The 22,957-nt window shown below is 63.8% G+C and carries 19 protein-coding genes and 1 pseudogene; 15 read left to right on the top strand and 5 right to left on the bottom strand.

Annotation, left to right across the window (positions count from 1 at the left end):
- Positions 1 to 7: 7 nt before the first annotated feature.
- Complete coding sequence (locus tag B0O95_RS04740; RefSeq protein WP_199180428.1) at positions 8 to 925, bottom strand: EcsC family protein; 918 nt, start codon at positions 923 to 925, stop codon at positions 8 to 10.
- Positions 926 to 1,052: 127 nt separating this feature from the next.
- Between B0O95_RS04740 and B0O95_RS04735 the strand changes: the two genes are divergently transcribed.
- Both B0O95_RS04735 and B0O95_RS04730 read left to right on the top strand, forming a co-directional pair.
- Positions 1,053 to 2,651, top strand: coding sequence for an MDR family MFS transporter (locus B0O95_RS04735; protein ID WP_104076843.1), 1,599 nt, complete (start codon positions 1,053 to 1,055; stop codon positions 2,649 to 2,651).
- A 3-nt stretch (positions 2,652 to 2,654) separates the two neighbouring features.
- The gene (locus B0O95_RS04730) at positions 2,655 to 3,182 is read left to right on the top strand and encodes a MarR family winged helix-turn-helix transcriptional regulator (protein WP_104076842.1); all 528 of its coding nucleotides are present in this window, start codon (positions 2,655 to 2,657) and stop codon (positions 3,180 to 3,182) included.
- Positions 3,183 to 3,267: 85 nt separating this feature from the next.
- Here the strand turns inward: B0O95_RS04730 and B0O95_RS17125 are convergent.
- The 4 genes and pseudogenes from B0O95_RS17125 to ilvA form a co-directional block, all read right to left on the bottom strand.
- Positions 3,268 to 3,408, bottom strand: a pseudogene (locus B0O95_RS17125) (amino acid deaminase); the annotation flags it as partial.
- A gap of 10 nt (positions 3,409 to 3,418) precedes the next feature.
- Positions 3,419 to 3,964 (bottom strand): YaeQ family protein, encoded by a 546-nt coding sequence (locus B0O95_RS04720; protein ID WP_104076841.1) that lies wholly within the window; start codon positions 3,962 to 3,964, stop codon positions 3,419 to 3,421.
- A 204-nt stretch (positions 3,965 to 4,168) separates the two neighbouring features.
- On the bottom strand, positions 4,169 to 4,993 hold the full coding sequence (queF, locus tag B0O95_RS04715) for an NADPH-dependent 7-cyano-7-deazaguanine reductase QueF (RefSeq protein ID WP_104076840.1): 825 nt from the start codon (positions 4,991 to 4,993) through the stop codon (positions 4,169 to 4,171).
- A 14-nt stretch (positions 4,994 to 5,007) separates the two neighbouring features.
- Positions 5,008 to 6,531 carry a threonine ammonia-lyase, biosynthetic gene (gene ilvA, locus B0O95_RS04710; protein ID WP_104076886.1) on the bottom strand — a complete coding sequence of 508 codons (1,524 nt, stop codon included), beginning with the start codon at positions 6,529 to 6,531 and terminating at the stop codon, positions 5,008 to 5,010.
- 284 nt (positions 6,532 to 6,815) lie between these two features.
- Between ilvA and B0O95_RS04705 the strand changes: the two genes are divergently transcribed.
- From B0O95_RS04705 to B0O95_RS04645, 13 genes are all read left to right on the top strand, one after another.
- Positions 6,816 to 8,378, top strand: a complete 1,563-nt coding sequence (locus B0O95_RS04705; protein WP_104076839.1) for a beta-1,3-glucanase family protein — start codon at positions 6,816 to 6,818, stop codon at positions 8,376 to 8,378.
- A 371-nt stretch (positions 8,379 to 8,749) separates the two neighbouring features.
- Positions 8,750 to 12,823: a DUF3683 domain-containing protein gene (locus B0O95_RS04700; RefSeq protein ID WP_104076838.1), complete on the top strand. Its 4,074-nt coding sequence runs from the start codon at positions 8,750 to 8,752 to the stop codon at positions 12,821 to 12,823.
- Positions 12,820 to 13,296, top strand: coding sequence for an HIT family protein (locus B0O95_RS04695; RefSeq protein ID WP_104076837.1), 477 nt, complete (start codon positions 12,820 to 12,822; stop codon positions 13,294 to 13,296). The genes B0O95_RS04700 and B0O95_RS04695 overlap by 4 nt, the downstream gene beginning before the upstream one ends.
- A gap of 18 nt (positions 13,297 to 13,314) precedes the next feature.
- Complete coding sequence (locus B0O95_RS04690; RefSeq protein ID WP_104076885.1) at positions 13,315 to 13,731, top strand: gamma-butyrobetaine hydroxylase family protein; 417 nt, start codon at positions 13,315 to 13,317, stop codon at positions 13,729 to 13,731.
- Positions 13,732 to 13,790: 59 nt separating this feature from the next.
- Positions 13,791 to 14,522: a bifunctional demethylmenaquinone methyltransferase/2-methoxy-6-polyprenyl-1,4-benzoquinol methylase UbiE gene (ubiE, locus tag B0O95_RS04685; RefSeq protein ID WP_104076884.1), complete on the top strand. Its 732-nt coding sequence runs from the start codon at positions 13,791 to 13,793 to the stop codon at positions 14,520 to 14,522.
- 94 nt (positions 14,523 to 14,616) lie between these two features.
- The gene (locus B0O95_RS04680; protein WP_199180431.1) at positions 14,617 to 15,585 is read left to right on the top strand and encodes a Tim44 domain-containing protein; all 969 of its coding nucleotides are present in this window, start codon (positions 14,617 to 14,619) and stop codon (positions 15,583 to 15,585) included.
- Positions 15,586 to 15,688: 103 nt separating this feature from the next.
- On the top strand, positions 15,689 to 16,453 hold the full coding sequence (locus tag B0O95_RS04675) for a ubiquinone biosynthesis accessory factor UbiJ (protein WP_104076835.1): 765 nt from the start codon (positions 15,689 to 15,691) through the stop codon (positions 16,451 to 16,453).
- Positions 16,454 to 16,464: 11 nt separating this feature from the next.
- Positions 16,465 to 18,066: a ubiquinone biosynthesis regulatory protein kinase UbiB gene (gene ubiB / locus B0O95_RS04670; protein WP_104076834.1), complete on the top strand. Its 1,602-nt coding sequence runs from the start codon at positions 16,465 to 16,467 to the stop codon at positions 18,064 to 18,066.
- Positions 18,067 to 18,153: 87 nt separating this feature from the next.
- Complete coding sequence (locus B0O95_RS04665; RefSeq protein WP_104076833.1) at positions 18,154 to 18,510, top strand: FmdB family zinc ribbon protein; 357 nt, start codon at positions 18,154 to 18,156, stop codon at positions 18,508 to 18,510.
- Positions 18,511 to 18,520: 10 nt separating this feature from the next.
- Positions 18,521 to 19,189, top strand: a complete 669-nt coding sequence (locus tag B0O95_RS04660; RefSeq protein ID WP_104076832.1) for a DUF502 domain-containing protein — start codon at positions 18,521 to 18,523, stop codon at positions 19,187 to 19,189.
- Between the two features lie 81 nt (positions 19,190 to 19,270).
- Positions 19,271 to 21,073: an aspartate--tRNA ligase gene (gene aspS / locus B0O95_RS04655; protein WP_104076883.1), complete on the top strand. Its 1,803-nt coding sequence runs from the start codon at positions 19,271 to 19,273 to the stop codon at positions 21,071 to 21,073.
- 25 nt (positions 21,074 to 21,098) lie between these two features.
- Entirely contained in the window at positions 21,099 to 21,569 is a 471-nt protein-coding gene (gene nudB, locus B0O95_RS04650; RefSeq protein WP_104076831.1) for a dihydroneopterin triphosphate diphosphatase, read from the top strand.
- Between the two features lie 13 nt (positions 21,570 to 21,582).
- A complete protein-coding gene (locus tag B0O95_RS04645) occupies positions 21,583 to 22,917 on the top strand; it encodes a phospholipase D-like domain-containing protein (protein WP_104076830.1) in 1,335 nt (444 codons plus the stop codon).
- Positions 22,918 to 22,957 lie beyond the last annotated feature (40 nt).

Below are 22,957 nucleotides of genomic sequence, written 5' to 3'. Positions count from 1 at the left end.
CCCCCCGTCATGGCGCGTGCGGCGCGATCGCATCATACGCGGCCCGCACCGCCGGCTTCCCATAGCGTCGCTCCAGCCGGCGCATCGTGAAGTGCGCGTGGGCCATGTTCTGGAAATGCTCGATGAATGCCGCGTTGACCAGCGCGCCAAGCACCGCGCCCAGCGCCGGCACGGATTTGGCGGCAAGTTGCTCGCCGACCTGGACCGAAAAGCGCGCGGCGACGGCATTGATCAACCGGGCCAATGCAGTGGACGCCTGAGCAGCCATGCCATGCGCGAAACCTTTGGCCGCGACGTCGGAGGAGGCCTTCGATACCGCTTGCGCGAGCGCGCCTCGAACGAAGAAGTAGCCCATCTCTGCGCGGCCTGGCCCAATTGCGGTGTGGCCCATGGCAAGCACCGACAAGCATTCGAGTTGCACGTCGAGTGTGGATAGATCCTCGCCCTCGCTCCGAGCGATGTCGCAGATCGAGCGGAACATCAAGGTCGTCGTGACGGGCAACTCGATCGGCAGTGCGACGAGCCCGAATGCGCCGCCGGCCGCACCCGTGGTTGCCACCGCGACTTTATGTAGCCAGTTGCGCGGCCGCGGGGCCGCAATCGCCTCGAGCGTGGCGGGTCGTGCCTGTGCATCGGCCATCGCCGGATCGTATTCGGTGGACAGCGGCAACGCGCTGTCGCGGTGGCCAAGGCTGTGCAGCGCAGCGCGCAGGCATCGGCGCAGCGCGATATGCGTCGCATCGAGCACTTTATCGTTGGCGCCGGCCGGCAGGCGCGACAGCAATGCCTCGAACGGCGCGCCGATCAAGCCGGTCAGCTTGATCGCTAGGCCGGGGCGCTCCAACAGTTGCCTGGCGCTGTGCAACGCCTTCAGGTCGGCATCGCGCATGGTCGCATTCGATGGGGCAATGAGCGCATTTGACATCGCATTGAACTCCGGAACACAAAAAGACGATTCGAGGACGGCCGTGGCCGTCCGTCTGAATTCGTTAGAGCGGCTTTCCTTGCTATAATTTCAATCAATTGATAAGGCAATTATTGTATACGCAAAGATGCCATTCGACTCTTCCGCTCAACATTCGAGCGGGCAGGTACTGCCGTTTCGCGAATCGCTGCTTGCGATGCTGGGCCTCTCGTTTGTGACGATGCTTGTCGCGCTCGACCAGACCGTGGTGGGTACCGCGCTGCCCACCATCGTGGCAGACCTTAAAGGCTTTGACCTGTACGCGTGGGTCGCTACCGTGTACTTGTTGGCGTCGGTGATTACCGTGCCGATTTTCGGGCGGCTGGGTGACTACTACGGCCGCAAGCCGTTTGTCATTGCATCCATCATTCTGTTCACGGCGGCCTCGGCGCTGTGCGGGCTCGCGCACGACATGCTGTTTCTCGTGCTCGCGCGCACCTTGCAGGGTGTGGGCGGTGGCATGCTGGTTGGCACGGCGTTCGCCTGTATTCCGGATTTGTTCCCCGATGCTCACGTCCGGTTGCGTTGGCAAGTGATGATGAGTTCGGCGTACGGCATCGCGAATGCGGTCGGCCCGTCGCTCGGCGGATTCCTAACGCAGTATTGCGGATGGCGCTCGGTGTTCTACGTGAATCTGCCAATCGGATTATTGTCGCTGTTCTTTGTCTGGCGTTGCTTGCCGCATTTGCGGCAGGCGCAGCGCCAGGGTCGGATGCGGCTGGATTGGCTTGGCGCGGTGTTGATCGCGGCGTCGCTATGTGGCTTGCAACTATTCGTTGAGTTGTTGCCCAGGCACGGCTTGACGTGCGGCACTGGCGCGCTGCTCGTGCTCAGCGCGCTGTGCGCGGTGGGACTATGGAAGTGGGAGCGGCACGTAGCGCAGCCGATGCTGCCCATCGACATGTTCGGGCATCAAAGCTTGTCCGTGCTATTTGCGTTGTCGCTGTTGGTGGGCTTCTCAATGTTCTCGCTGCTGTTCTATGCACCGTTGATGCTCCAGGGCGGTTTCGGTCTGTCGCCCCGCGATGCGGGCATCGTCGTCACGCCGCTGGTGGTCTGCATTACGCTGGGCAGCATCCTGAACGGGCGCATTGTGACGCGGATCCGTCATCCCAATGCGCTGCTGCACGTTGGCTTTGCGCTGCTTGCATTGTCGTGTGTGGGCGTGGCGGTGTCCACGCGGGCGATGCCGCAGGCGTGGCTGATGGTGTGCATGGCGCTCGGCGGACTCGGGCTGGGCTTTGTGACGCCGAACTTGACGGTATTCGCGCAGCAAAGCGCCAGTCGCGAGCATCTGGGGATTGTCACGGCGTTGCTGCAGTCATTGCGCATGATCGGCGGCATGCTCGGCACCGCAGTGACCGGAACATTGGTGTCCCATTGGTATGCGAGTGGCGTGCGCGATACGCTTGCGCGCAGCCACGCCGGCGCCTGGTTCGACGCGTTCGGCGATCCACAAGTGCTGATCAACCGGCAAGCTCAGCAGAAGCTGGTTCAGCAGGTCGGCGCGGCCGGGCACGATGGTGTCGCGCTCCTGGAGGGCGCGCGCGAGGCATTGGTGGGGGCGATCCACCTGGGCGTCGCGCTTGCTGCGCTTGTCGCAGTATGGGCGGTGTGGCACGCCCGGCGCGTGCCACCCATCCAGCTGGCGCGCTCCGCCAAGCATGAGCCGACAATGACGGAGTAGGCCGTGGAACTGCAAGAGCGAATCGCGATATTTCAACAATTTGGCCGAACTTACCGTGCATTCATGACCGCGTTCGAATCGCGTGTCGGTTTGCCGTTGCCCCGCTGGCGGATCCTGCTGGCACTCTACGACCACGCGCGGCTTGTCGAGCCGGGCGCGCAGGCGGCTGGCCGCGACGATAAGTCGCACGGCGGACCGAGCCTGCCGCAAAAGCGGCTTGTGGAACGGCTCAGCATCGATCCGGGCGCGTTGACTCGGCAGTTAAAGCAGCTTGAAAGCCTCGGGTGGATCGCCCGCAGTACGGACGAGCGGGACAACCGGTTAACCAATGTCGTGCTGACGGACGCAGGGCGTCAGGCAGTCGAGCGCGGGCTACCGCGCCGCAACGCGTTTCTTGCAAGTGCGCTCGGGGCACTGTCCGACGATGCATTGCATGCGCTCGAGGAAGCGCTCAAGGACATCGAGCGTTGCGTGACGCATGGCGAGCTGCCGGTCCCGGCCGAGCACGGCGACGTGCCCGCCATCGAATGACTAAAAGAACGTTTCGATGATCTCGATCACATCATACGCGTCATTGACCATCAGCAAGTTGCGTCTCGGCGCTCACCTGGCGCGTGCCGTCGGCCGGCCGGTAGTGGTGTGCCGGCACCGGCAGGTCGGCGTCGAACGCCGCGTCGCGCTTGCCGAGCGCGACGATCGCGCGGTCCGCTTCGGGCACCGATTACACGTACGCCCATAGTTGCGGTGCTGGCAGCAACCTGCGTGTCCTAGGCGGGCAGCCAGCGCGCCATCTCGACCTGCACCGGCTGATGGACAGCGCTGCCCAGCCATACGTCGCCGTCCTGGACCGTGCATTGCAGCCGCATCGTGCGTTCGGCCAGCGTCGCGAGCGCCGGTGCGACGCCCTCGGCAAGGCTTAATACGGTGACATTGCGCAGTCGCGCGACCTTGCCCTGGATCACATCCCACCAGATCCGGGATGTGCGTCCCGCGTATGCGAGCACGACCACGTCGTCTGCCCGCGCGCTCGCTTTCGCGATGCGCCGCTCGTCCGGTTGGCCGACTTCGATCCATCGGTGCACTGCGCCAGTCAAATCCTTTTGCCACAGGTCCGGCTCGTCGGTGTCGGACAGTCCCTTGCAGAATTCAAGCCGCTCATGCGCATACAGTGCGAACGCCAGCAGGCGCACCATCATCCGTTCATCGGTTTCGGACGGATGCCGGGCCAGCGTCAGTGAATGGTCCGCATAGTAATGACGGTCCATGTCGGCGATCTGCAGTTCGGCTTTGTAGATTGTTGATTTCAGCGCCATCGGTTAAACAGTATTCATTGCCGGCACCGCGCCGTGACTTGCACGACCCGCATGGTTTGCGCAACCCGCGTGACCGGCGCAACTTCTGTGGCGTACCTGCTCGCGTGAACGGCACTGCTTCGATGTCGTACACTTTTTTGCGCAGCATGCACAGCCTGCATAGGCGTACATGCGATGCATCATGATGGGACACGGCCACACGGCTTATTGGCGCGCAGTTCGCGCATTGTCCGGCAACGGCAGGTTGAAATTGGTGCGAAACGGGTTGATGTCCAGCCCGCCGCGTCGCGTATAGCGTGCATAGACCGCCAGCTTGATCGGCTTGCACACACGTTGGATGTCGATGAAGATGCGCTCCACGCATTGCTCATGAAACCCAGTGTGGTCGCGGTACGACACGATGTAGCGCAATAGGCCGGCATGGTCGATCGGCGGGCCGACATACCGGATTTGGATGCTGCCCCAGTCCGGCTGCCCGGTCACCGGGCAATTGGACTTGAGCAGATTCGAAAACACCGTTTCATCGACAGGCGCTTGGTTCGTGTCCGCGCTCAACAGTGACGGGTCGGGTGTGTAGCTATCCGTGTCCAGATCCAGCCGGTCCAGCGACGTTCCCGCAAGCTCATCTAGCGCCAGCGTCGCGAACTCGGCCGGCGGCGTGAGCCGTACCGACACGTTCGCGCCCGCGCATGCGCAGACGTCGCGGTGGATGGTCTCGCGCAACGTGTCGATCGACGCAATACGTGTCTGCGCGAACGACCCCAGATACAACTTGAACGATTTGGATTCGATAATGTTGGGCGATTCCGCCGGCACGTGGAACGTGGCCAGCGCGATCTGCGGCTTGCCGCGCTCGTTTAGCCAGGAAAGCTCGTACGCGTTCCAGATATCGGTGCCGAAAAACGGCAGCACTGCCGGCACGCCGATCGCGTCGCGGCCTTGCCGGCGCTCGATCGGGAACAACAGCGTTGGGTCATACTGCTGGGCATAGCCTACCGGCTTGCCCAAAGGGGATTGGTCGGGTGTCATGTTGCGGCTCGAACTTAAGCGAGGAACAATTTGTACGCTGGGTTGGCCGTTTCGTCCCAATGTGGATACCCCAGCGCCGCCAGGAACTGCTGGAATTGGGCCTCTTCGTCCATCGGCACTTGCAGGCCCACCAGGATCGAGCTGTAGTCCGCGCCGCCATTGCGGTAATGGAACAGACTGATATTCCAGTCGGGCGCCATCGACGACAGGAACTTCATCAGCGCGCCCGGGCGTTCCGGGAACGCGAATCGGTACAGGCGCTCATCGCGGGCCAGCGGTGAGTGGCCGCCGACCATGTACCGCACGTGCTGCTTGGATAGCTCGTCGTTGGTTAGATTGACGATCGCAAAGCCATGTTTCTCGAAGGTCTGGGCAATCAGCTGCGACTCGTCGCGACGCTGGATCTGCAGGCCGACGAAAATGTGCGCCTGTTCAGCGTCGGCGATCCGATAGTTGAACTCGGTGACGTTGCGCGCGCCGATCAACTCGCAGAAGCGCCTGAAGCTGCCGCGCTCCTCAGGGATCGTTGCTGCGAACACCGCTTCGCGTGCTTCACCCACCTCGGCGTGTTCCGCAACGAAACGCATCCGGTCGAAGTTCATGTTCGCGCCCGAGGTGATCGCAACAAACGTGCGGCCCTCCGACTTTTCGCGTTCGGCATAGGCCTTGGCGCCGGCCACGGCCAGCGCGCCGGCCGGTTCCAACACGCTGCGCGTGTCCTGAAAAACGTCCTTGATCGCCGCGCACAGCGCGTCGGTGTCCACGGTCACGAAACCGTCGACGTATTGCTGCACGAGCCGAAATGTCTCTTCGCCGACGAGCTTGACCGCCGTGCCATCGCTAAACAGGCCGACTTCGCTGAGCGTGACGCGCTCGCCTTTTGCGATCGAGCGCGCCATCGCGCATGAATCGTCGGTTTGTACGCCGATGATCTTGATCTCCGGGCGAAGTGCCTTGACGTATGCCGCGACGCCGGCGATCAGGCCACCGCCGCCGATCGGCACGAAGATCGCGTCGATCTGACCCTGATACTGGCGCAGGATTTCCATTGCGACGGTGCCCTGGCCCGCGATCACGTCCGGATCGTCGAACGGATGGACAAACGTCAGCCCGTGCTGCTGCTGGATCTGCAGCGCATGCGTGTAGGTATCGGAATACGATTCGCCGTGCAACACGACCTCCACCGTCGGGCCACCGTGCGCGCGCACCGCATCGATCTTGACCTGCGGCGCAGTGATCGGCATCGCGATGACCGCCTTGCAGCCGAGTCGGGCCGCCGAATAGGCGACCCCTTGTGCATGGTTGCCGGCTGACGCGGTCACCACGCCGCGCGCCAGCGCGTCGCGCGGCAATTGCGCCATCCTGTTGTATGCGCCGCGCAACTTAAACGAGAAGACCGGCTGATTGTCCTCGCGCTTCAGATAAATCGCATTCCGAATTCGAGCCGACAGGTTGCGTGCGTGTTCGAGTTCGGTTTCCCGCGCCACGTCGTAGACGCGGGCAGTCAGGATTTTCTTCAGGTAATCGGGCGAGGACATGGCAATCTGCAAAGGGTATGGATCTGAAACGGCGGGAAAAGGATCAATCATAGCGCCATCCGGCGCCGCGTTCGTGTGTAGGCGTGCATTTGGTGCCGCAACGGCCGATTGGAGATCCGTGAAGTGGCCTCGCTTAGCTGAGACATTGCTCAAACGGACAATGTCGAACGCATGGCCGCAATAAGCTGACATGGCGCGCTCCGAATGCACTACAAGATGCGGGTGGCGCGGCGAGCCGCATCCGGCGGCGTGGCCGCCCCGGATGCACCAATTCATAGGGTCGAATGGTTTTCTCCTCAAAAGGACGGCATCGGAAAGCCGGCACTCAGGTTGCCAGTCCAGCCGGCCGCGTCGATCGCAAGCGCCGTTCCGTTGTGCAGCTCGGCGCGCTGGCCGCGTCGGTGGGCGTGGGTGTGGCCACGACCGCGTTGGTCGGTGGCAACACGCCCATCGGCGGCTTGGGCGGTGGCGGCTCGGGCAGCGGTGAGAGCGCCCGCTTGCCGGTGTCCATCAAGGACGCGTCGCACGACACGGGCACCGGGTCGATGACCACGGTGCTGCTGGTGTTTCCTGACCATTTTTCGTTTCGGCCCGACGAGATATTCGTTGCCGTGCTGGGCTGCGCGCCATGGGCGCCGGACGTATTCGGTTATGTTGACCCGGTGCGCGGCACGTTTCATCCGACGGGAAGCGCAGCCGATTTCCGGCTCGACAGTGCGACGATGACGTTCAGCGTGTCGGCATTGCGGCGCGACGGCGGCCAGTCACTGACGCTGACCATCCCGCCGTTGGCCAGCGGCCGCGTGTATTTCGCGTTCGGACGCGGGTTCGACGCGATGCCGCCATTCGGCGCGGGTGGGCCATCCAATGGCGCGGACAATCCGGTGCTGTACGACAAGTTCGAGTTGCATACTGCTGACCACCCGAACTTCAAACTGACCAATGCGGATTTCTGGTCCGTGCCCTTCACGATTTCGGCAATCGACGCGAACACTGAGACGCGGCGCGTGGTGGGTTATCCGCACCGGCGCGCCGACATGATTGCCGCATTTGATTCGATTCCTGTGTCCGACGCGGCGGAGCCGTTCGGCAATTCGAGCATCTTCAAGGCGCTACGGGTGAGTGCGAGCGATGGCCGGCTCACGCGGATACTATCGCCCAAGCAGGCCCGTTTCGCCGACTGGGGGGGAGACGATGCCACGCGGCTGGCCTTGGCGCAGCGCTTCACGCACTTCTGGGATCGCTACGTGAACGAGTTGTGTTGGCGGCCGAATCGCCGCTTTTCCTTCTACGGCAAGGATCTGGCCGATAAGCGGGTATTCTACGGCCGCGTCGCGCCCGACGGCATGACGCTGTCACTGTTCACCGATGCGGCGTACACGGTGCCGTACCGCGTCCCGACGCTGCCGCGGCCTAGCGCGCGCTGGGGGCAGCCTGACTATTCCCCAGCCGATGGCGATCCGTCGCTGTTTCATAATACGGATTCGTCCGTTGGCCCGATCGACTGGGGATTTCTGCTGGCTGGCAACGCCGGCGCGCAGGCCGGCGACGGCGCGCATTGGGCCAGCGATCCGGCGGCGATCGCCATCGCGATGTCGATTTGTCGCGGCGTCATGCACTTGGACGACGGCTGCGTGTCATGGATTGATCCGGCGCGGTTCTACAACGGCGCGGGCGATGGCGTGGATACGCCGCGCATGCCGATCTTCTGGTACGCGAAGTTGCTGCACGCGTTCGGCATCGACGCACGGGCGTACGCGTTTTCCCATGACGACGTGTACGGGACCGATCCGGCCGTGTATTTTGGCGGTCGTCCCGAGTTGATCGTGCAATTCGGTCAGATGTGAGGTATCCGGCGTGGCCGCGCGCACTGACAACGCGCTGCCTGCGGTTGCAGTACAATCCGGGTCTGGAATCAGGATCGAACGATGCATTGGCAGACCCGAACCGCTTTTTCGACTGTTGAGCCGCGCTGCCACTGGCCTGCGCCGTCGGCTATCGAGCGGCTCGCGCGTAGCTCGCGATCGTGCCGCTGCCGGTGCCGGTGACACCGGCGAAGCCTCACACCGTCAATGTTGGTCCACAAGACCTCGTGGCGACAGAACAGGCGCCCGTCAGGCTTTCCGCCCCAGACCTTGCAGACAACAGCGCGTTACCGCGCCGTCGGCGCTCAAGTCCCGCGACTGCCTGGACGCGCCGGCCAACTGAATTGCAAAACATGAACGCACCTCAAGCCTTCGATCCTCATGGCGCGGCTGCCGCCGTCGCGCTGGATACCGAGCCGCGCTTGCGCGAGATTCCCTACAATTACACGTCGTTTTCCGACCGTGAGATCGTCATTCGCCTGCTTGGCGACGATGCGTGGCGCACGCTGGACGAGTTGCGTGCCGAGCGGCGCACTGGACGTTCGGCACGGATGCTGTACGAAGTACTCGGCGACATCTGGGTCGTGCGCCGCAATCCGTACCTGCAGGACGATCTGTTGGACAACCCGAAGCGCCGCGCGATGCTGATCGACGCGCTGAGCCATCGGCTCAACGAGATCGACAAGCGCCGGCATGCCGATCTGCGTGAGCACGGCGACGAGGCCGGTCACGGACGCGCGGCCCGCGTCGGCTCGCTGGTCACGGCCGCACGCGGCGCGGTGGACGCGTTCGCGGCGCAATTCGAGCAGATTGCCGCGCTGCGACGCCGTGCGACGCGCGAGCTGCGACGCTGGACCGAAAAGGACAACATCCGCTTTGACGGGCTCTCGCGCGTGTCGCACGTGACCGATGCGACCGATTGGCGCGTCGAGTATCCGTTCGTCGTGCTAACGCCGGACACCGAAGCGGAAATCGCCGGCCTGGTGAAAGCCTGCTTCGAGTTGGGCCTGACGGTGATCCCGCGCGGCGGTGGCACAGGCTATACCGGCGGAGCGGTGCCGCTGACACCGTTTTCCGCAGTCATCAACACCGAGAAGCTCGAGCAACTCGGCTCGGTTGAGTTGACTGAGCTGCCGGGTGTGTTAGGCAAGGTCGCGACGATCTTCTCCGGCGCTGGCGTCGTGACGCGGCGCGTCACGCAGGCCGCCGAGCAGGCCGGGTATGTGTTCGCCGTGGATCCGACCTCGCTCGACGCATCGTGCATCGGCGGTAATATCGCGATGAACGCCGGCGGCAAAAAGGCCGTGCTGTGGGGGACCGCGCTGGACAATCTCGCGTGGTGGCGGATGGTCGACCCGGATGGCAACTGGCTCGAGGTCACGCGCGTCGGCCATAACCTGGGCAAGATCCACGACGTGCCGAGCGCCACTTTCGAGCTGCGCTGGTATGACGGCAGCGCGGCGCCCGGCGAAAAATTGTTGCGCAGCGAGACGCTGACCATCGAGGGCCGGCGCTTTCGCAAGGAGGGGCTGGGCAAGGACGTGACCGACAAGTTCCTCGCGGGTCTGCCCGGCGTGCAGAAAGAAGGCTGCGACGGACTGATCACGTCGGCGCGTTGGGTGTTGCACAAGATGCCGGCCCATACGCGCACCGTCTGCCTGGAGTTTTTCGGGCAGGCGCGTGATGCGATCCCGAGCATCGTCGAGATCAAGGCGTACCTGTTCGCGACCGCGAAGGCGGGCGGCGCAATCCTGGCCGGGCTGGAGCACCTGGACGAGCGCTATCTGCGCGCCGTCGGCTACGCGACCAAGTCCAAGCGCAACGTATTGCCGAAAATGGTGCTGATCGGCGACATCGTCGGTGACGATGCGGACCGGGTCGCCGAGGCGGCATCGGAAGTTGTGCGCATGGCCAACGGCAAGAGCGGCGAGGGGTTTGTCGCAGTCTCGGCCGAGGCGCGCAAGCGCTTCTGGCTGGACCGCTCGCGCACGGCGGCGATTGCCAAGCATACCAACGCGTTCAAGATCAACGAAGACGTTGTGATTCCGCTGAACCGGATGGGCGAGTACACCGACGGCATCGAGCGGATCAACATCGAGCTGTCGCTGAAGAACAAGCTGCAACTGGTGGATGCGCTCGAGGCGTTCTTCGCCGCTGGCAATCTGCCGCTGGGCAAGAGCGATGACGCGAACGAGATTCCCAGCGCGGAGCTGCTGGAGGACCGTGTCGCGCAGGCGCTGGCGTTGCTGCACCAGGTCCGCGCTCGTTGGCAGTATGTGCGCGACAATCTCGACGCGCCGCTCGCGCAGGCGCGTCAGCGGCTGCTCGAGCTGGGCTGCGAGGCGTTGGCCGAGAAATTTGCGGACCGGCTCGATGCGCAGCCCGACGCGAGCGTGTTCGATCTCGCGCAGGACCGCACGATCCGGATCTCGTGGAAGCGGGAGATCCGCGCCGAATTGCGGCAGATCTTTAACGGTGGGGCGTTCAAGCCGATCCTGGACGAGGCGCAGGCGGTGCACAAGCGGGTGCTGCGCGGCCGCGTGTTTGTCGCACTGCACATGCATGCCGGCGATGGCAACGTGCATACGAATATCCCGGTGAACTCGGACAACTACGAGATGCTGCAGGACGCGCACACGGCCGTGGCGCGGATCATGGCGCTGGCCCGATCACTGGACGGCGTGATCTCTGGTGAACACGGCATCGGCATTACGAAGCTGGAGTTCCTAACCGACGCGGAGATCGCCGAATTCCGCGCGTATAAGCAAAAGATCGACCCGCAGGGCCGCTTCAACAAGGGCAAACTGCTGGATGGCGCGGATTTGCGCAATGCGTATACGCCGAGTTTCGGGTTGATGGGCTACGAGTCGCTGATCATGCAGCAGTCCGATATCGGCTCGATCGCCGATTCGGTCAAGGATTGCTTGCGTTGCGGCAAATGCAAGCCGGTGTGCGCGACGCACGTGCCGCGTGCGAACCTGTTGTATAGCCCGCGCAACAAGATCCTAGCGACGTCGCTGCTGGTCGAGGCGTTCCTGTATGAGGAGCAGACGCGGCGTGGCGTGTCGATCAAGCATTGGGACGAGTTCAATGACGTCGCGGATCACTGCACCGTATGCCATCAGTGCGTGACGCCGTGCCCGGTCAAGATCGACTTCGGCGACGTGACGATGAACATGCGCAACCTGCTGCGCAAGATGGGCAAGAAACAATTCAATCCCGGGCAGGCGGCGGGCATGTTCTTCCTGAACGCGACTAATCCGAAGACGATCCATGCCGCGCGCGTGGTGATGATGGACATCGGCTACAAGGCGCAGCGCTTGGCCAGCGACGTGCTCAAGACGCTCGGACGCAAGCAGACGCAGCGCCCGCCGGCGACCACCGGCCGTCCCAGGGCGGTTGAGCAGGTGATCCACTTCGTGAACAAAAAGATGCCGGGCAATCTGCCGAAGAAGACGGCGCGCGCGTTGCTCGACATCGAGGACAACAAGGTAGTGCCGATCATCCGCAATCCGAAGACCACGACCGTGGACACGGAGGCGGTGTTCTATTTCCCCGGTTGCGGTTCGGAACGTTTGTTCTCGCAGGTCGGGCTGGCCACGCAGGCGATGCTGTGGGAGGCCGGCGTGCAGACCGTGCTGCCGCCGGGATACCTATGCTGCGGCTACCCGCAACGCGGCGCTGGGCAGTACGACAAGGCCGAGAAGATCGTCACGGACAACCGTGTGCTGTTCCACCGGGTCGCGAACACGTTGAACTACCTGGACATCAAGACGGTCGTCGTCTCGTGCGGAACCTGCTACGACCAACTCGCCGGCTATGAATTCGACAAGATATTCCCCGGTTGCCGCATCATTGACATCCATGAATTCCTATTGGAGAAGGGTCTTAAGCTGGATGGCGTGTCCGGTGTGCGCTACATGTATCACGACCCGTGCCATACGCCGATTAAGACCGTGGACCCGGTGAAGCTGGTCAACGAGCTGGTCGGCAGCCAGAAGCAGGGCTACCGGATCGAGAAGAACGATCGCTGCTGCGGCGAATCGGGCACGCTCGCGGTTACGCGTCCTGACGTGTCCACGCAAGTGCGCTTTCGCAAGGAGGAGGAAATCCGCAAGGGGGCGGCCAGATTGCGCGGCATACCGATTGCAGCAGCGCCGCTCGGCGCCGGCGCGCCGGCCGATGTGCCCGCCGGGCCCGTGACCGGCACCGGCATGGGTGCACCGCGCGCCGCGTTCGACGGCGACGTGAAGATCCTGACCAGCTGCCCGTCATGCCTGCAGGGACTGTCGCGCTATAACGAGGACGCCGGCATTGAGGCGGACTACATTGTCGTGGAGATGGCTCGCCATATGCTCGGCGAGAACTGGATGGCCGATTACGTGCAACGGGCGAACAGCGGCGGCATTGAACGGGTGCTCGTATGAACGCCGGTACGCCTGGGTCAGCCGACGCCGTGTCGCGCGATGCGGCATCGTGCGTGTTCTGCGCGCAGGAGGGGGGCACCGTGTGGTGGCGCGACGCGTGGCTGCGGGTGATCGAGGCGGGCGAGCCGGACTATCCGGGATTTTGCCGGCTCGTGTGGAACGCGCACGTCACCGAGTTCAGCGACCTGTCGAATGACGAGCGCGAGCACCTGATACGTGCACTGGCCGCGGTCGAGCGCGCATTGCGCGCGACGTTTAATCCGGACAAGATCAACATCGCGAGCCTGGGCAACTTGGTCGCTCACCAGCACTGGCACGTGATCCCGCGCTTTGCCGACGATCCGCATTTTCCGGCACCCGTGTGGGCCGCCCGGCGCCGCGAGCCGTCCGCGCGGCAGCATGCCGCACGTGTTGCGGCGGCGGCCGGCGTTGGCGCCGCGGTGCGCGACGCGTTGCAGCGCGAATTTGGCTGAACTGAAATGGAGTCGTCGATGGCAGGTTTGTCTCCCGATACGCCGGTGCCGACCGGCATCGTCGTGCATTCGGCATCGCGCGTGCTGGAACTGCGCTATGCGGACGGTGCATGCTACAAGCTGCCTTTCGAGTACCTGCGGGTGTGGTCCCCGTCGGCTGAGGTGCGCGGGCACGGCCCGGGCCAGGAAACGCTGCAGACCGGCAAGCGCGACGTGACGATCGTGTCAATCGAGCCAGTCGGCCACTACGCGTTGCAGCCGACGTTTTCCGACGGACACAATTCCGGCATCTATTCATGGGATCTGTTGTACGATCTCGCGACCCGGCAAGCCGAATACTGGCAAGCCTATCTCGACAAGCTGGCGGACGTCGGCGTGGACCGTGACGCGCCGATGGGCGAGGCGGCGCGCACGCGCGACGGCCACCGCCACTGACATCCCTACACGTATTACCGCGGCGCATGCCGCGCTCTTTCACGCAAGGAACCGCCGCCATGACGAAGACCCATTTCGGTTATCAGACCGTCGATGAGAGCGAGAAGGCGCATAAGGTCGCCGGAGTGTTCCATTCCGTGGCCTCACGCTATGACGTGATGAACGACCTGATGTCGGGCGGACTGCACCGCATGTGGAAGGCCTTCGCCATCGCCCAGGCCGGGGTGCGTCCCGGCTACAGCGTGCTGGATCTGGCTGGCGGCACGGGCGACTTGGCCAAGGCGTTTGCCCGGCAAGCCGGACCGTCCGGACAGGTATGGCATACCGACATCAACGAGTCGATGCTGCGCGTGGGGCGCGACCGCCTGCTCGATCAGGGCATCGTCACGCCGACGCTATTGTGCGACGCGGAAAAAATTCCGTTTCCCGACCATTACTTCGATGTGGTGAGTGTCGCGTTCGGTCTGCGCAACATGACCCGCAAGGAGGCCGCGCTCACCGAGATGCGCCGCGTGCTCAAGCCTGGCGGCCGGCTGTTGGTGCTGGAGTTCTCCAAAGTGTGGCAACCGCTGAAGAAGTTCTACGATGTGTATTCATTTAAGGTGCTGCCGTGGCTCGGCGAGAAAGTGGCGCGCGATCCCGACAGTTATCGGTACCTGGCCGAGTCGATTCGGCTGCACCCGGATCAGGACACACTAAAAACAATGATGGAACAAGCTGGACTGGACGCCGTCAAATATTACAATCTGTCAGGTGGCGTTGTTGCACTGCATGTCGCCACCAAATACTAGCGACCGTCCAGGAGATCAGATGTCGGCCCAGTCCCGTTTTTCCAGTCATTCATCCCATTTGCCGGCTACCGGCGCACCGCGCCTGAGCGCACGCATCAGCCGCCGGTTCGGCGCGATTGCGGCAGCCGGCTTGTTGGCCATCGGCTCATTCAGCGCATTCGATGCCGACGCAAAGCGCATGGGCGGCGGCCGCTCGTTCGGCAAGCAATCACAGATTACGCGGCAGGCGACGCCGCCCGCACAACCGAACGCGCCGCGGCAGGGCACGCCGTCCCAGCCCGCACAGGGCGCGCAGGCGGCCCGCGGGCAAACCCCGCCGCCTGCGGCGGCCCAGCCCAAGCGTAATTGGATGGGGCCACTCGCGGGATTGGCCGCCGGCTTTGGGCTGGCGGCGTTGTTGTCGCATTTTGGACTCGGCGGCGCGTTGGCCAGCGTACTGAGCAACGTGATCCTGATTGCCCTGGTTGCGCTCGCTGGGTTGTGGCTGTTCCGCAAGTTCGCAAATCGCAACGCGCGGCCTGCTGCCGCTTATGCGCACGGTGGCTTCGAGCCGCCTTCCAGTGGGTCACTGCGGCAATATGACGCGCCGGCGCAGGTGCCCGCAGCGGGTGGTATTGGCCAAGCGGGCGGCGTGCCCGATGGCCAGGCCCGCGTTGCCGCGGATCCCAGTGTGCTTGACGTCCCCGCGGTGCCAGCTGGCTTCGACGTCGACGCATTCATGCGCCAGGCAAAGGTGGCGTTCGTGCGGCTGCAGGCGGCCTGGGACGCCGGCAATCTCGACGACATCCGCGAGTTCACGACGCCCGAAATGTTTGCCGAGATTAAGCTGGATCTCGATTCGCGCCACGGTGAAAACCGCACCGACGTGGTGCAGTTGAACGCCGATCTGGTTGGCGTCGAGGACCGGGGTGGTAACGAGTACGTGGCGTCGGTGCGCTTCCATGGTCTGCTGCGCGAGGCCCAGGGTGCCGCGGCCGAGCCATTCGCCGAAATGTGGAACTTGAGCCGCAACGCGCGCAGCGGTGAAGGCTGGGTGCTGGCTGGCATCCAGCAACTGTCCTGACGATCCGGCTGCACGGAATCGGGCGGCGCAGGCAAGCGCCGCAACGGACGTTACAATAACAGCCCGCGCGAGCGCCGCTTGCGCGGGCTTTCTTTCTGCCCCGATGACCACTGCCGCCAAGTCTTTCGTTGCCGTCGTCAACCATTTACTGATCCGCGAAGCGTGGGCGCGCGAGCGCATGCTGCCGTACGCGGGGAAAACCGCACGGCTGGTGTTGTCTCCGGCCATGCTCGAGTTGGCCGTGCAGGGCGATGGCACGGTCGCTGTGCTGCAGCGCCCGCCCGCCGGCGCCACTGCGCCGGCACCGGCCGCGTCCGGCGGGTCGCGCGACGTGCGGGCCGAGGCGCCGCACGCGGCGCAGGACGACGCGTCGGCGTCGCACGCGCCCATGTCCCCGACGGTCGACGTAACGATTACGGTGCCGCCGTCGGCGTTGTCTGCGTTCGCTGCCGGTGGGCAGGCGGCGATCCTCAAGCACGTGCGGATCGAGGGTGACGCGGAATTCGCGGCGACGATCGCGAAGCTCGCGGAGCATTTGCGCTGGGATGCCGAGGAGGATCTCGCACGTCTGGTCGGCGACGTGCCTGCGCACCGCATTGCGTCGGTGGCGCGGGCCGTCTCGGCCTACGCGCGCCGTGCCGCAGGGGGCTTAGTCGGTTCGCTGACCGAATACCTGCTGGACGAGAATCCGCAACTGGTCCGCCGCGCACAATTCGAGCAATTCGGCGATGAACTCGCGCGCGCGCGCGACACGCTTGCTCGGATCGAGAAGCGCATCGAGCGCGCCGAACGCGGCGTTGCGACACGCCCGGGCGGCGCCGCGTTATCCACGGGAGCACGCTCCCGTTCGGCCGACGACCTGCACTGATCCGGCCGCCCATGAGAATCCTGCGCTTTTTCAAAATACTATTTACGGTCTATCGCTTCGGACTCGACGAGGTGATGCTGGGGCACATTGCCGACTGGCGCGTGAAGCTGCTGGTGCGCGTGATGACGTTCGGCCGTCCGATCCGGATTCCGCGCGCGCAGCGGTTGCGCCTGGCGTTGGAAAGTCTCGGGCCGATCTTCGTGAAGTTCGGTCAGGTCCTGTCCACCCGGCGCGACCTGTTGCCGGTGGATATCGCAACCGAGCTGGCGAAGCTGCAGGATCAGGTCCCGCCATTCAATTCTGCGGTGGCGATCGCGTTGATCGAGAAGTCGCTGGGCAAGCCGGTCGATGTGCTGTTCGACGAGTTCGAACGGGTGCCGGTGGCCAGCGCTTCGATCGCGCAGGTGCACTTCGCGCGCCTAAAGAGCGGCACGCACGCTGGCAAGCCCGTGGCAATCAAGGTGCTGCGCCCCGGCATGCTACCGGTAATCGACTCCGATCTTGCGCTATTGCGCGACATCGCGCGCTGGACCGAGCGGCTGTGGGCCGACGGCAAGCGGCTGCGGCCCCGCGAGGTGGTGGCGGAGTTCGACAAGTACCTGCACGACGAGTTGGATCTGATGCGCGAGGCGGCGAACGCGAGCCAGCTGCGCCGCAACTTTGCTGCACTGGATCTGCTGCTGGTGCCGGAGATGTACTGGGAGTATTGCACGTCAACGGTGATCGTGATGGAGCGGATGATTGGTGTGCCGATCAGCCAGGTAGACACGCTGCGCTCGGCCGGCGTCGACATCCCGAAGCTTGCGCGGCAAGGCGTGGAGATCTTCTTCACACAGGTGTTTCGCGACGGGTTCTTCCATGCGGACATGCACCCCGGCAACATCCAGGTGAGCTTGGACCCGGACCATTTCGGCCGTTATATTGCGCTGGACTTCGGGATCATCGGCGCGCTGTCGGATTTCGACAAGAACTATCTGGCGCAGAATTTCCTTGCGTTTTTCAAACGCGACTACCATCGGGTCGCGACGTTGCACCTGGAATCCGGGTGGGTGCCTCCGCACACGCGGGTCGAGGAACTGGAGAGCGCGATCCGCGCGGTGTGCGAGCCGTACTTCGACCGCGCGTTAAAGGACATTTCGCTCGGCCAGGTGCTGATGCGACTGTTCTCGACGTCGCGGCGCTTCAACGTCGAGATCCAGCCGCAATTGGTCCTGCTGCAAAAGACGATGCTCAACGTCGAGGGCCTGGGCCGCGCGCTTGACCCGGAACTCGATCTGTGGAAGACGGCCAAGCCGTATCTTGAGCGTTGGATGAACGATCAGATCGGCTGGCGCGGTTGGGTGGAACGGCTGAAAATCGAATCGCCGCAATGGAGCAAGACGCTGCCACAAGTGCCGCGCCTGATCCATCATGTGTTGTCCCGGCATCACGATCAGCCGCCGCGTGCGACCGAGGATTTGATGCGGTGGATACTGACTGAGCAGCAACGGACCAACCGTTTGCTACAAGGGCTGCTGGTATTCGGGGTGGCGGTCGGCGCCGGCGCGTTGCTGGCCCACTTCGGGCTGGTGTCCCTGGGCGGTATCGAGTCGTGTATCGGAGGTCCCCGATGAACTCATCGAACGGCGGCTCGTGCCGCGATGGCGGGCTTTCCGGCTATAATTCAAGGCTTTGCGAGATTCTTTAGGGGTGATGGGGCGATGCCGATCTATGCATATCGTTGCGAGTCCTGCGGCTTTGAGAAAGACGTGTTGCAAAAACTCAGCGATGCACCGCTGAGCCAGTGTCTCGAGTGCGGCCGCGACACGTTCCGCAAGCAGGTCACTGCGGCGGGATTCCAGTTGAAGGGCTCCGGCTGGTACGTGACCGATTTCCGTGGCGGTAACCCGGGCGGCAATAACAAGTCCGGTGGCGGGGAAGGCGACGCGAAGGCAGCGCCCGTCGCGAAGGAGGCGGGCAGCGGTAGCGCGGACGGCGCGGCCAGCGCCGGTGCGTCTACCGCGCCGGCTGCGGCAGGCAGCGCGGCGCCGTCGTCCAACGCGGGCACGTCTGCCTGAGCATCGATCTATGAAAATCAAGACGACCAAGAAGACGCTGAAGAACGTATTCCTGACCGGGCTGTTGGTGCTCGTGCCGCTGGCGATCACCCTGTGGGTGCTGGGGCTGATCATCGGCACAATGGACCAGACGCTGCTATTGCTGCCCGAGGCGTGGCAGCCGGAGCGCGTGTTCGGCTTTCGCCTGCCCGGCCTGGGCGCGGTGCTGACGCTTGCGTTCGTTTTCGTGGTCGGCCTCTTGACTCAGAACCTGATCGGGCAGACGCTCGTCAACTGGTGGGAAAAGCTGCTGGCCCATATTCCCGTCGTTGGTCCGTTGTACACGAGTGTCAAGCAGGTATCCGACACGCTGTTGTCGTCCAGTGGCAATGCGTTCCGCAAGGCGTTGCTGATCGAATATCCGCGCAAGGGCTCGTACACGATTGGTTTTCTGACCGGGGTCCCGGGCGGCGACGTCGCCAACCACTTGAACGGCGATCATGTCAGCGTCTATGTGCCGACCACGCCAAACCCCACGTCGGGCTTTTTCCTCATGGTGCCGAGAAACGAAGTGGTGGAGCTGGACATGACGGTGGACGCCGCGCTGAAGTACATCGTGTCAATGGGCGTGGTGGCCCCGGTCGCGTCGCCGGTGCCGGCCGTCGCGCCGCCGCGCCGTCCCGTCGAGCCGCTGCTCTGATTATTGCGGGCGCAGCCCGCGCGCCGGCATGATGCCGGTCGCGCCGCCGGCGCCCATCTTTACGAACGAAAGACGAACATCATGTCGATGAGATCTGAATATTGTGGTCTGGTGACTGAAAAACTACTGGGCCAATCGGTGTCGCTGTGTGGCTGGGTGCATCGGCGCCGCGACCATGGCGGCGTCATCTTCATCGACCTGCGCGACTGCGAGGGATTGGTGCAAGTGGTGTGCGACCCGGACCGGCCGGACATGTTCAAGACCGCCGAAGGGGTGCGGCATGAGTTCTGTGTGCGTGTGGTCGGCATCGTGCGGGCGCGCCCGGAAGGTACCCTCAACGCGAACCTGACCAGTGGCCGGATCGAGGTGTTGTGCCACGAGCTAACGGTGCTCAACGCATCGGTGACGCCGCCGTTCCAACTAGACGATGAGAACCTGTCGGAGACCACGCGTCTGACGCATCGCGTGCTGGACCTGCGCCGGCCGCAGATGCAGCACAACCTGCGCCTGCGCTATCGTGTCGCGATGGAGTCGCGCAAGTACCTGGACGAGCAGGGGTTCATCGACATCGAGACGCCGATGCTCACGAAGAGTACGCCGGAAGGCGCACGCGACTACCTGGTGCCGTCGCGCGTGAACGCAGGGATGTTCTTCGCATTGCCGCAGTCGCCGCAGTTGTTCAAGCAGCTGCTGATGGTGGCCAACTTCGACCGCTATTATCAAATCACCAAGTGCTTCCGCGACGAAGACCTGCGTGCGGACCGACAGCCGGAGTTCACGCAGATCGACTGTGAAACGTCGTTCCTGAACGAGCAAGAGATCCGCGACCTGTTCGAGGCGATGATTCGTCATGTGTTCAAGACGACGATCGACGTCCAGCTTGCCGATCCATTCCCGGTCATGCAGTACGCGGAAGCGATGCGCCGCTTCGGCTCGGACAAGCCCGATTTGCGCGTGACGCTAGAATTTACCGAGTTGACCGACGTGATGAAGGATGTCGACTTCAAGGTGTTCAGCACGCCGGCGAACACGAAGGACGGCCGCGTGGCCGCGCTGCGCGTGCCCAACGGAGCGGAGTTGACGCGTGGCGATATCGACGGCTATACGGACTTCGTGCGTATCTATGGCGCGAAGGGTCTCGCGTGGATCAAGGTCAACGAGGTGGCCAAGGGGCGCGACGGCTTGCAAAGCCCAATCGTCAAGAACCTGCACGATGCGTGCATTGCGGCGATCCTCGAGCGCACCGGCGCGCAGGACGGCGACATCATTTTCTTCGGTGCGGACCGTGCCAAGGTGGTCAACGACAGCCTCGGCGCGCTGCGGTTGAAAATCGGCTACTCAGAGTTCGGTCGCAGTGGCGGGCTGTTCGAGGAAGGTTGGAAGCCGCTGTGGATCATCGATTTCCCGATGTTCGAGTACGATGACGAGGACGATCGATGGGTTGCCGCGCATCACCCGTTCACCAGCCCGAAGGACGAACACCTCGAATATTTGGAGGTCGATCCGGGCCGTTGCCTGGCAAAGGCGTACGACATGGTGCTCAACGGCTGGGAAATTGGCGGCGGTTCGGTGCGGATCCATCGAGAAGACGTGCAAAGCCAGGTGTTCCGCGCGCTGAAGATCGGTCCGGAGGAAGCGCGTGCGAAGTTTGGTTTCTTGCTCGACGCGTTGCAATATGGCGCGCCGCCACACGGTGGTATTGCTTTCGGCCTGGACCGGATCGTCACGATGATGGCCGGCGCGGATTCGATTCGCGACGTGATCGCGTTCCCGAAGACCCAGCGTGCGCAGTGCCTGCTCACGCAAGCGCCAAGCGAGGTGGATGAGCGTCAGTTGCGTGACCTGCATATCCGGTTGCGCAACGCCGAACCGGCCAACGCGTAGTACGGCGCGCGGCGCAGGTTGCCGGATGTCCCGGCCGTTCAAGATCCCGGAGTCGGTGTTGGTGGTGATTCACACCGCCACGCTGGACGTGCTGGTCATCGAACGCGCCGATCACCCCGGTTTCTGGCAATCGGTGACCGGCTCGAAGGACACGCCCGACGAGCCGCTGGCGCTGACCGCGGCACGCGAAGTGTTCGAGGAGACTGGCATCACGGTCGGCACGGCGCAGGTGCCGGCCGACGCGCTGCGCGATTGGCGCCATGCGATCGAGTACGAGATCTACCCGCAATGGCGCCATCGCTATGCGCCCGGCGTGAAGCGCAATATTGAGCACTGGTTTAGCCTCTGCGTGCCACAATCCATCGATATCACGCTGGCGCCGCGCGAGCACGTCGCGTACGCGTGGCTGCCCTATCGGGACGCCGCGGCGCGCTGTTTTTCAGCATCGAATCGCGATGCAATCCTGCAGTTGCCAGGGCGACTCGCTGCCAGTTGAACGGAGCGCGGCAATGGTGGCCACTCTCGAGCGTCTGGTTCAGCTTCGACAGACGATGTTGGGCGGCCATCGTAAGCCTCGGTTGCGCTTTACCGCCGGCAATGACGTGCGGATCTTTGGATCTGGCACCGCGCTGTTCGATGCGTTGATTGAGCGAATTGACGCGGCCGAACACGAGGTCGCGCTCGAGACGTATATTTTCCGCGACGATCCATGCGGCGCGCGCGTCAGCGCGGCGCTGGCGCGTGCCGCCGCGAGAGGCGTGCGCGTGCGGGTGATCACCGACGGCATCGGCACCCCGCGCAGCGAATTGTTACGTGCATGGCGCGATGCCGGCATCGAACACCGTATCTACAATCCGGGCATCTTCAGTGTCCGCTTCGGATTTTCACGCACTCATCGCAAGCTGGCTGCCGTCGATCGGCGCTATGGTTTTTGCGGCGGACACAACGTCGTAGACGACCGGCTGGAGGCGGGCCGCCCGTTGCCGTCTGCCCGATGGGACTATTCGGCCGAGGTGATCGGTCCCGCCGTCGTGGATTTGGTCGAAGCGTTCGACCTGCAATGGCGACGTATCTACCAAGCCCGGATCCCCCCGCCGCCGGCGGTGCCGGGCGAACGTCCGGCGCACGGGCCGGACAGCACCCCGGCAACCGATGCCACGGTGGCCCGCCGCCCAGCCGCCGCCGGCCGCGACCATCCCGGCGATGCAACGCCGCGTACCGCCCGGGCGCGCCGCCGCGCGCTCGGGGCGCTCGGCACGCCGGCGGACGTACCGCAGGTCGCGTTCGTCGCGCGCGATAACGTCAATAATCGGCGCGCGATCGAACGCGCCTATCGGCTGGCGATTCGGCAGGCGCGTGATGAGATCCTGGTGGCCAACCCGTACTTCGTGCCCGACCGCCGGATGCGCCGCGAGTTGATCCGCGCAGCACGCCGTGGCGTGCGGGTGTCACTGGTGATTGGACGCAACGAATTTGTCGCGCTCGACTACGCGGTGCCGTTTCTCTATCAGTCGTTGCTGCGCGTGGGTATCCGGATTGCCGAATATGACCGTACGATGCTGCATGGCAAGGTCGCAGTGGTCGACGGTGTTTGGGGCACGATCGGATCATCCAACCTTGATGCGCTGTCGCTGGTGCTCAACCATGAAGCAAACCTAGTGTTGTTCCGGCATCCCGAGGTGGCCGGCATACGCGCGGCAATCCTCGAGGCTGTGGAGCAATCGCGCTCCATCGACCCGCAGCGTTACGCATCGCGGCCGTGGCTGGTGCGGGTGGCGAACTGGATCGCGTACAACGGATATTGGCTCGCCATGAAGCTGCTCACCATCGGCAGCTACGATTGACGACGCAATCCATTCTTGATCCGGTTCGCAAAATCACTTG

Source organism: Mycetohabitans endofungorum (genome assembly GCF_002927045.1).
In the GTDB taxonomy this organism is placed as follows: domain Bacteria; phylum Pseudomonadota; class Gammaproteobacteria; order Burkholderiales; family Burkholderiaceae; genus Mycetohabitans; species Mycetohabitans endofungorum.
Note: the sequence above shows the minus strand (reverse complement) of the source record. Positions and strands in the feature narration are given on the sequence as shown.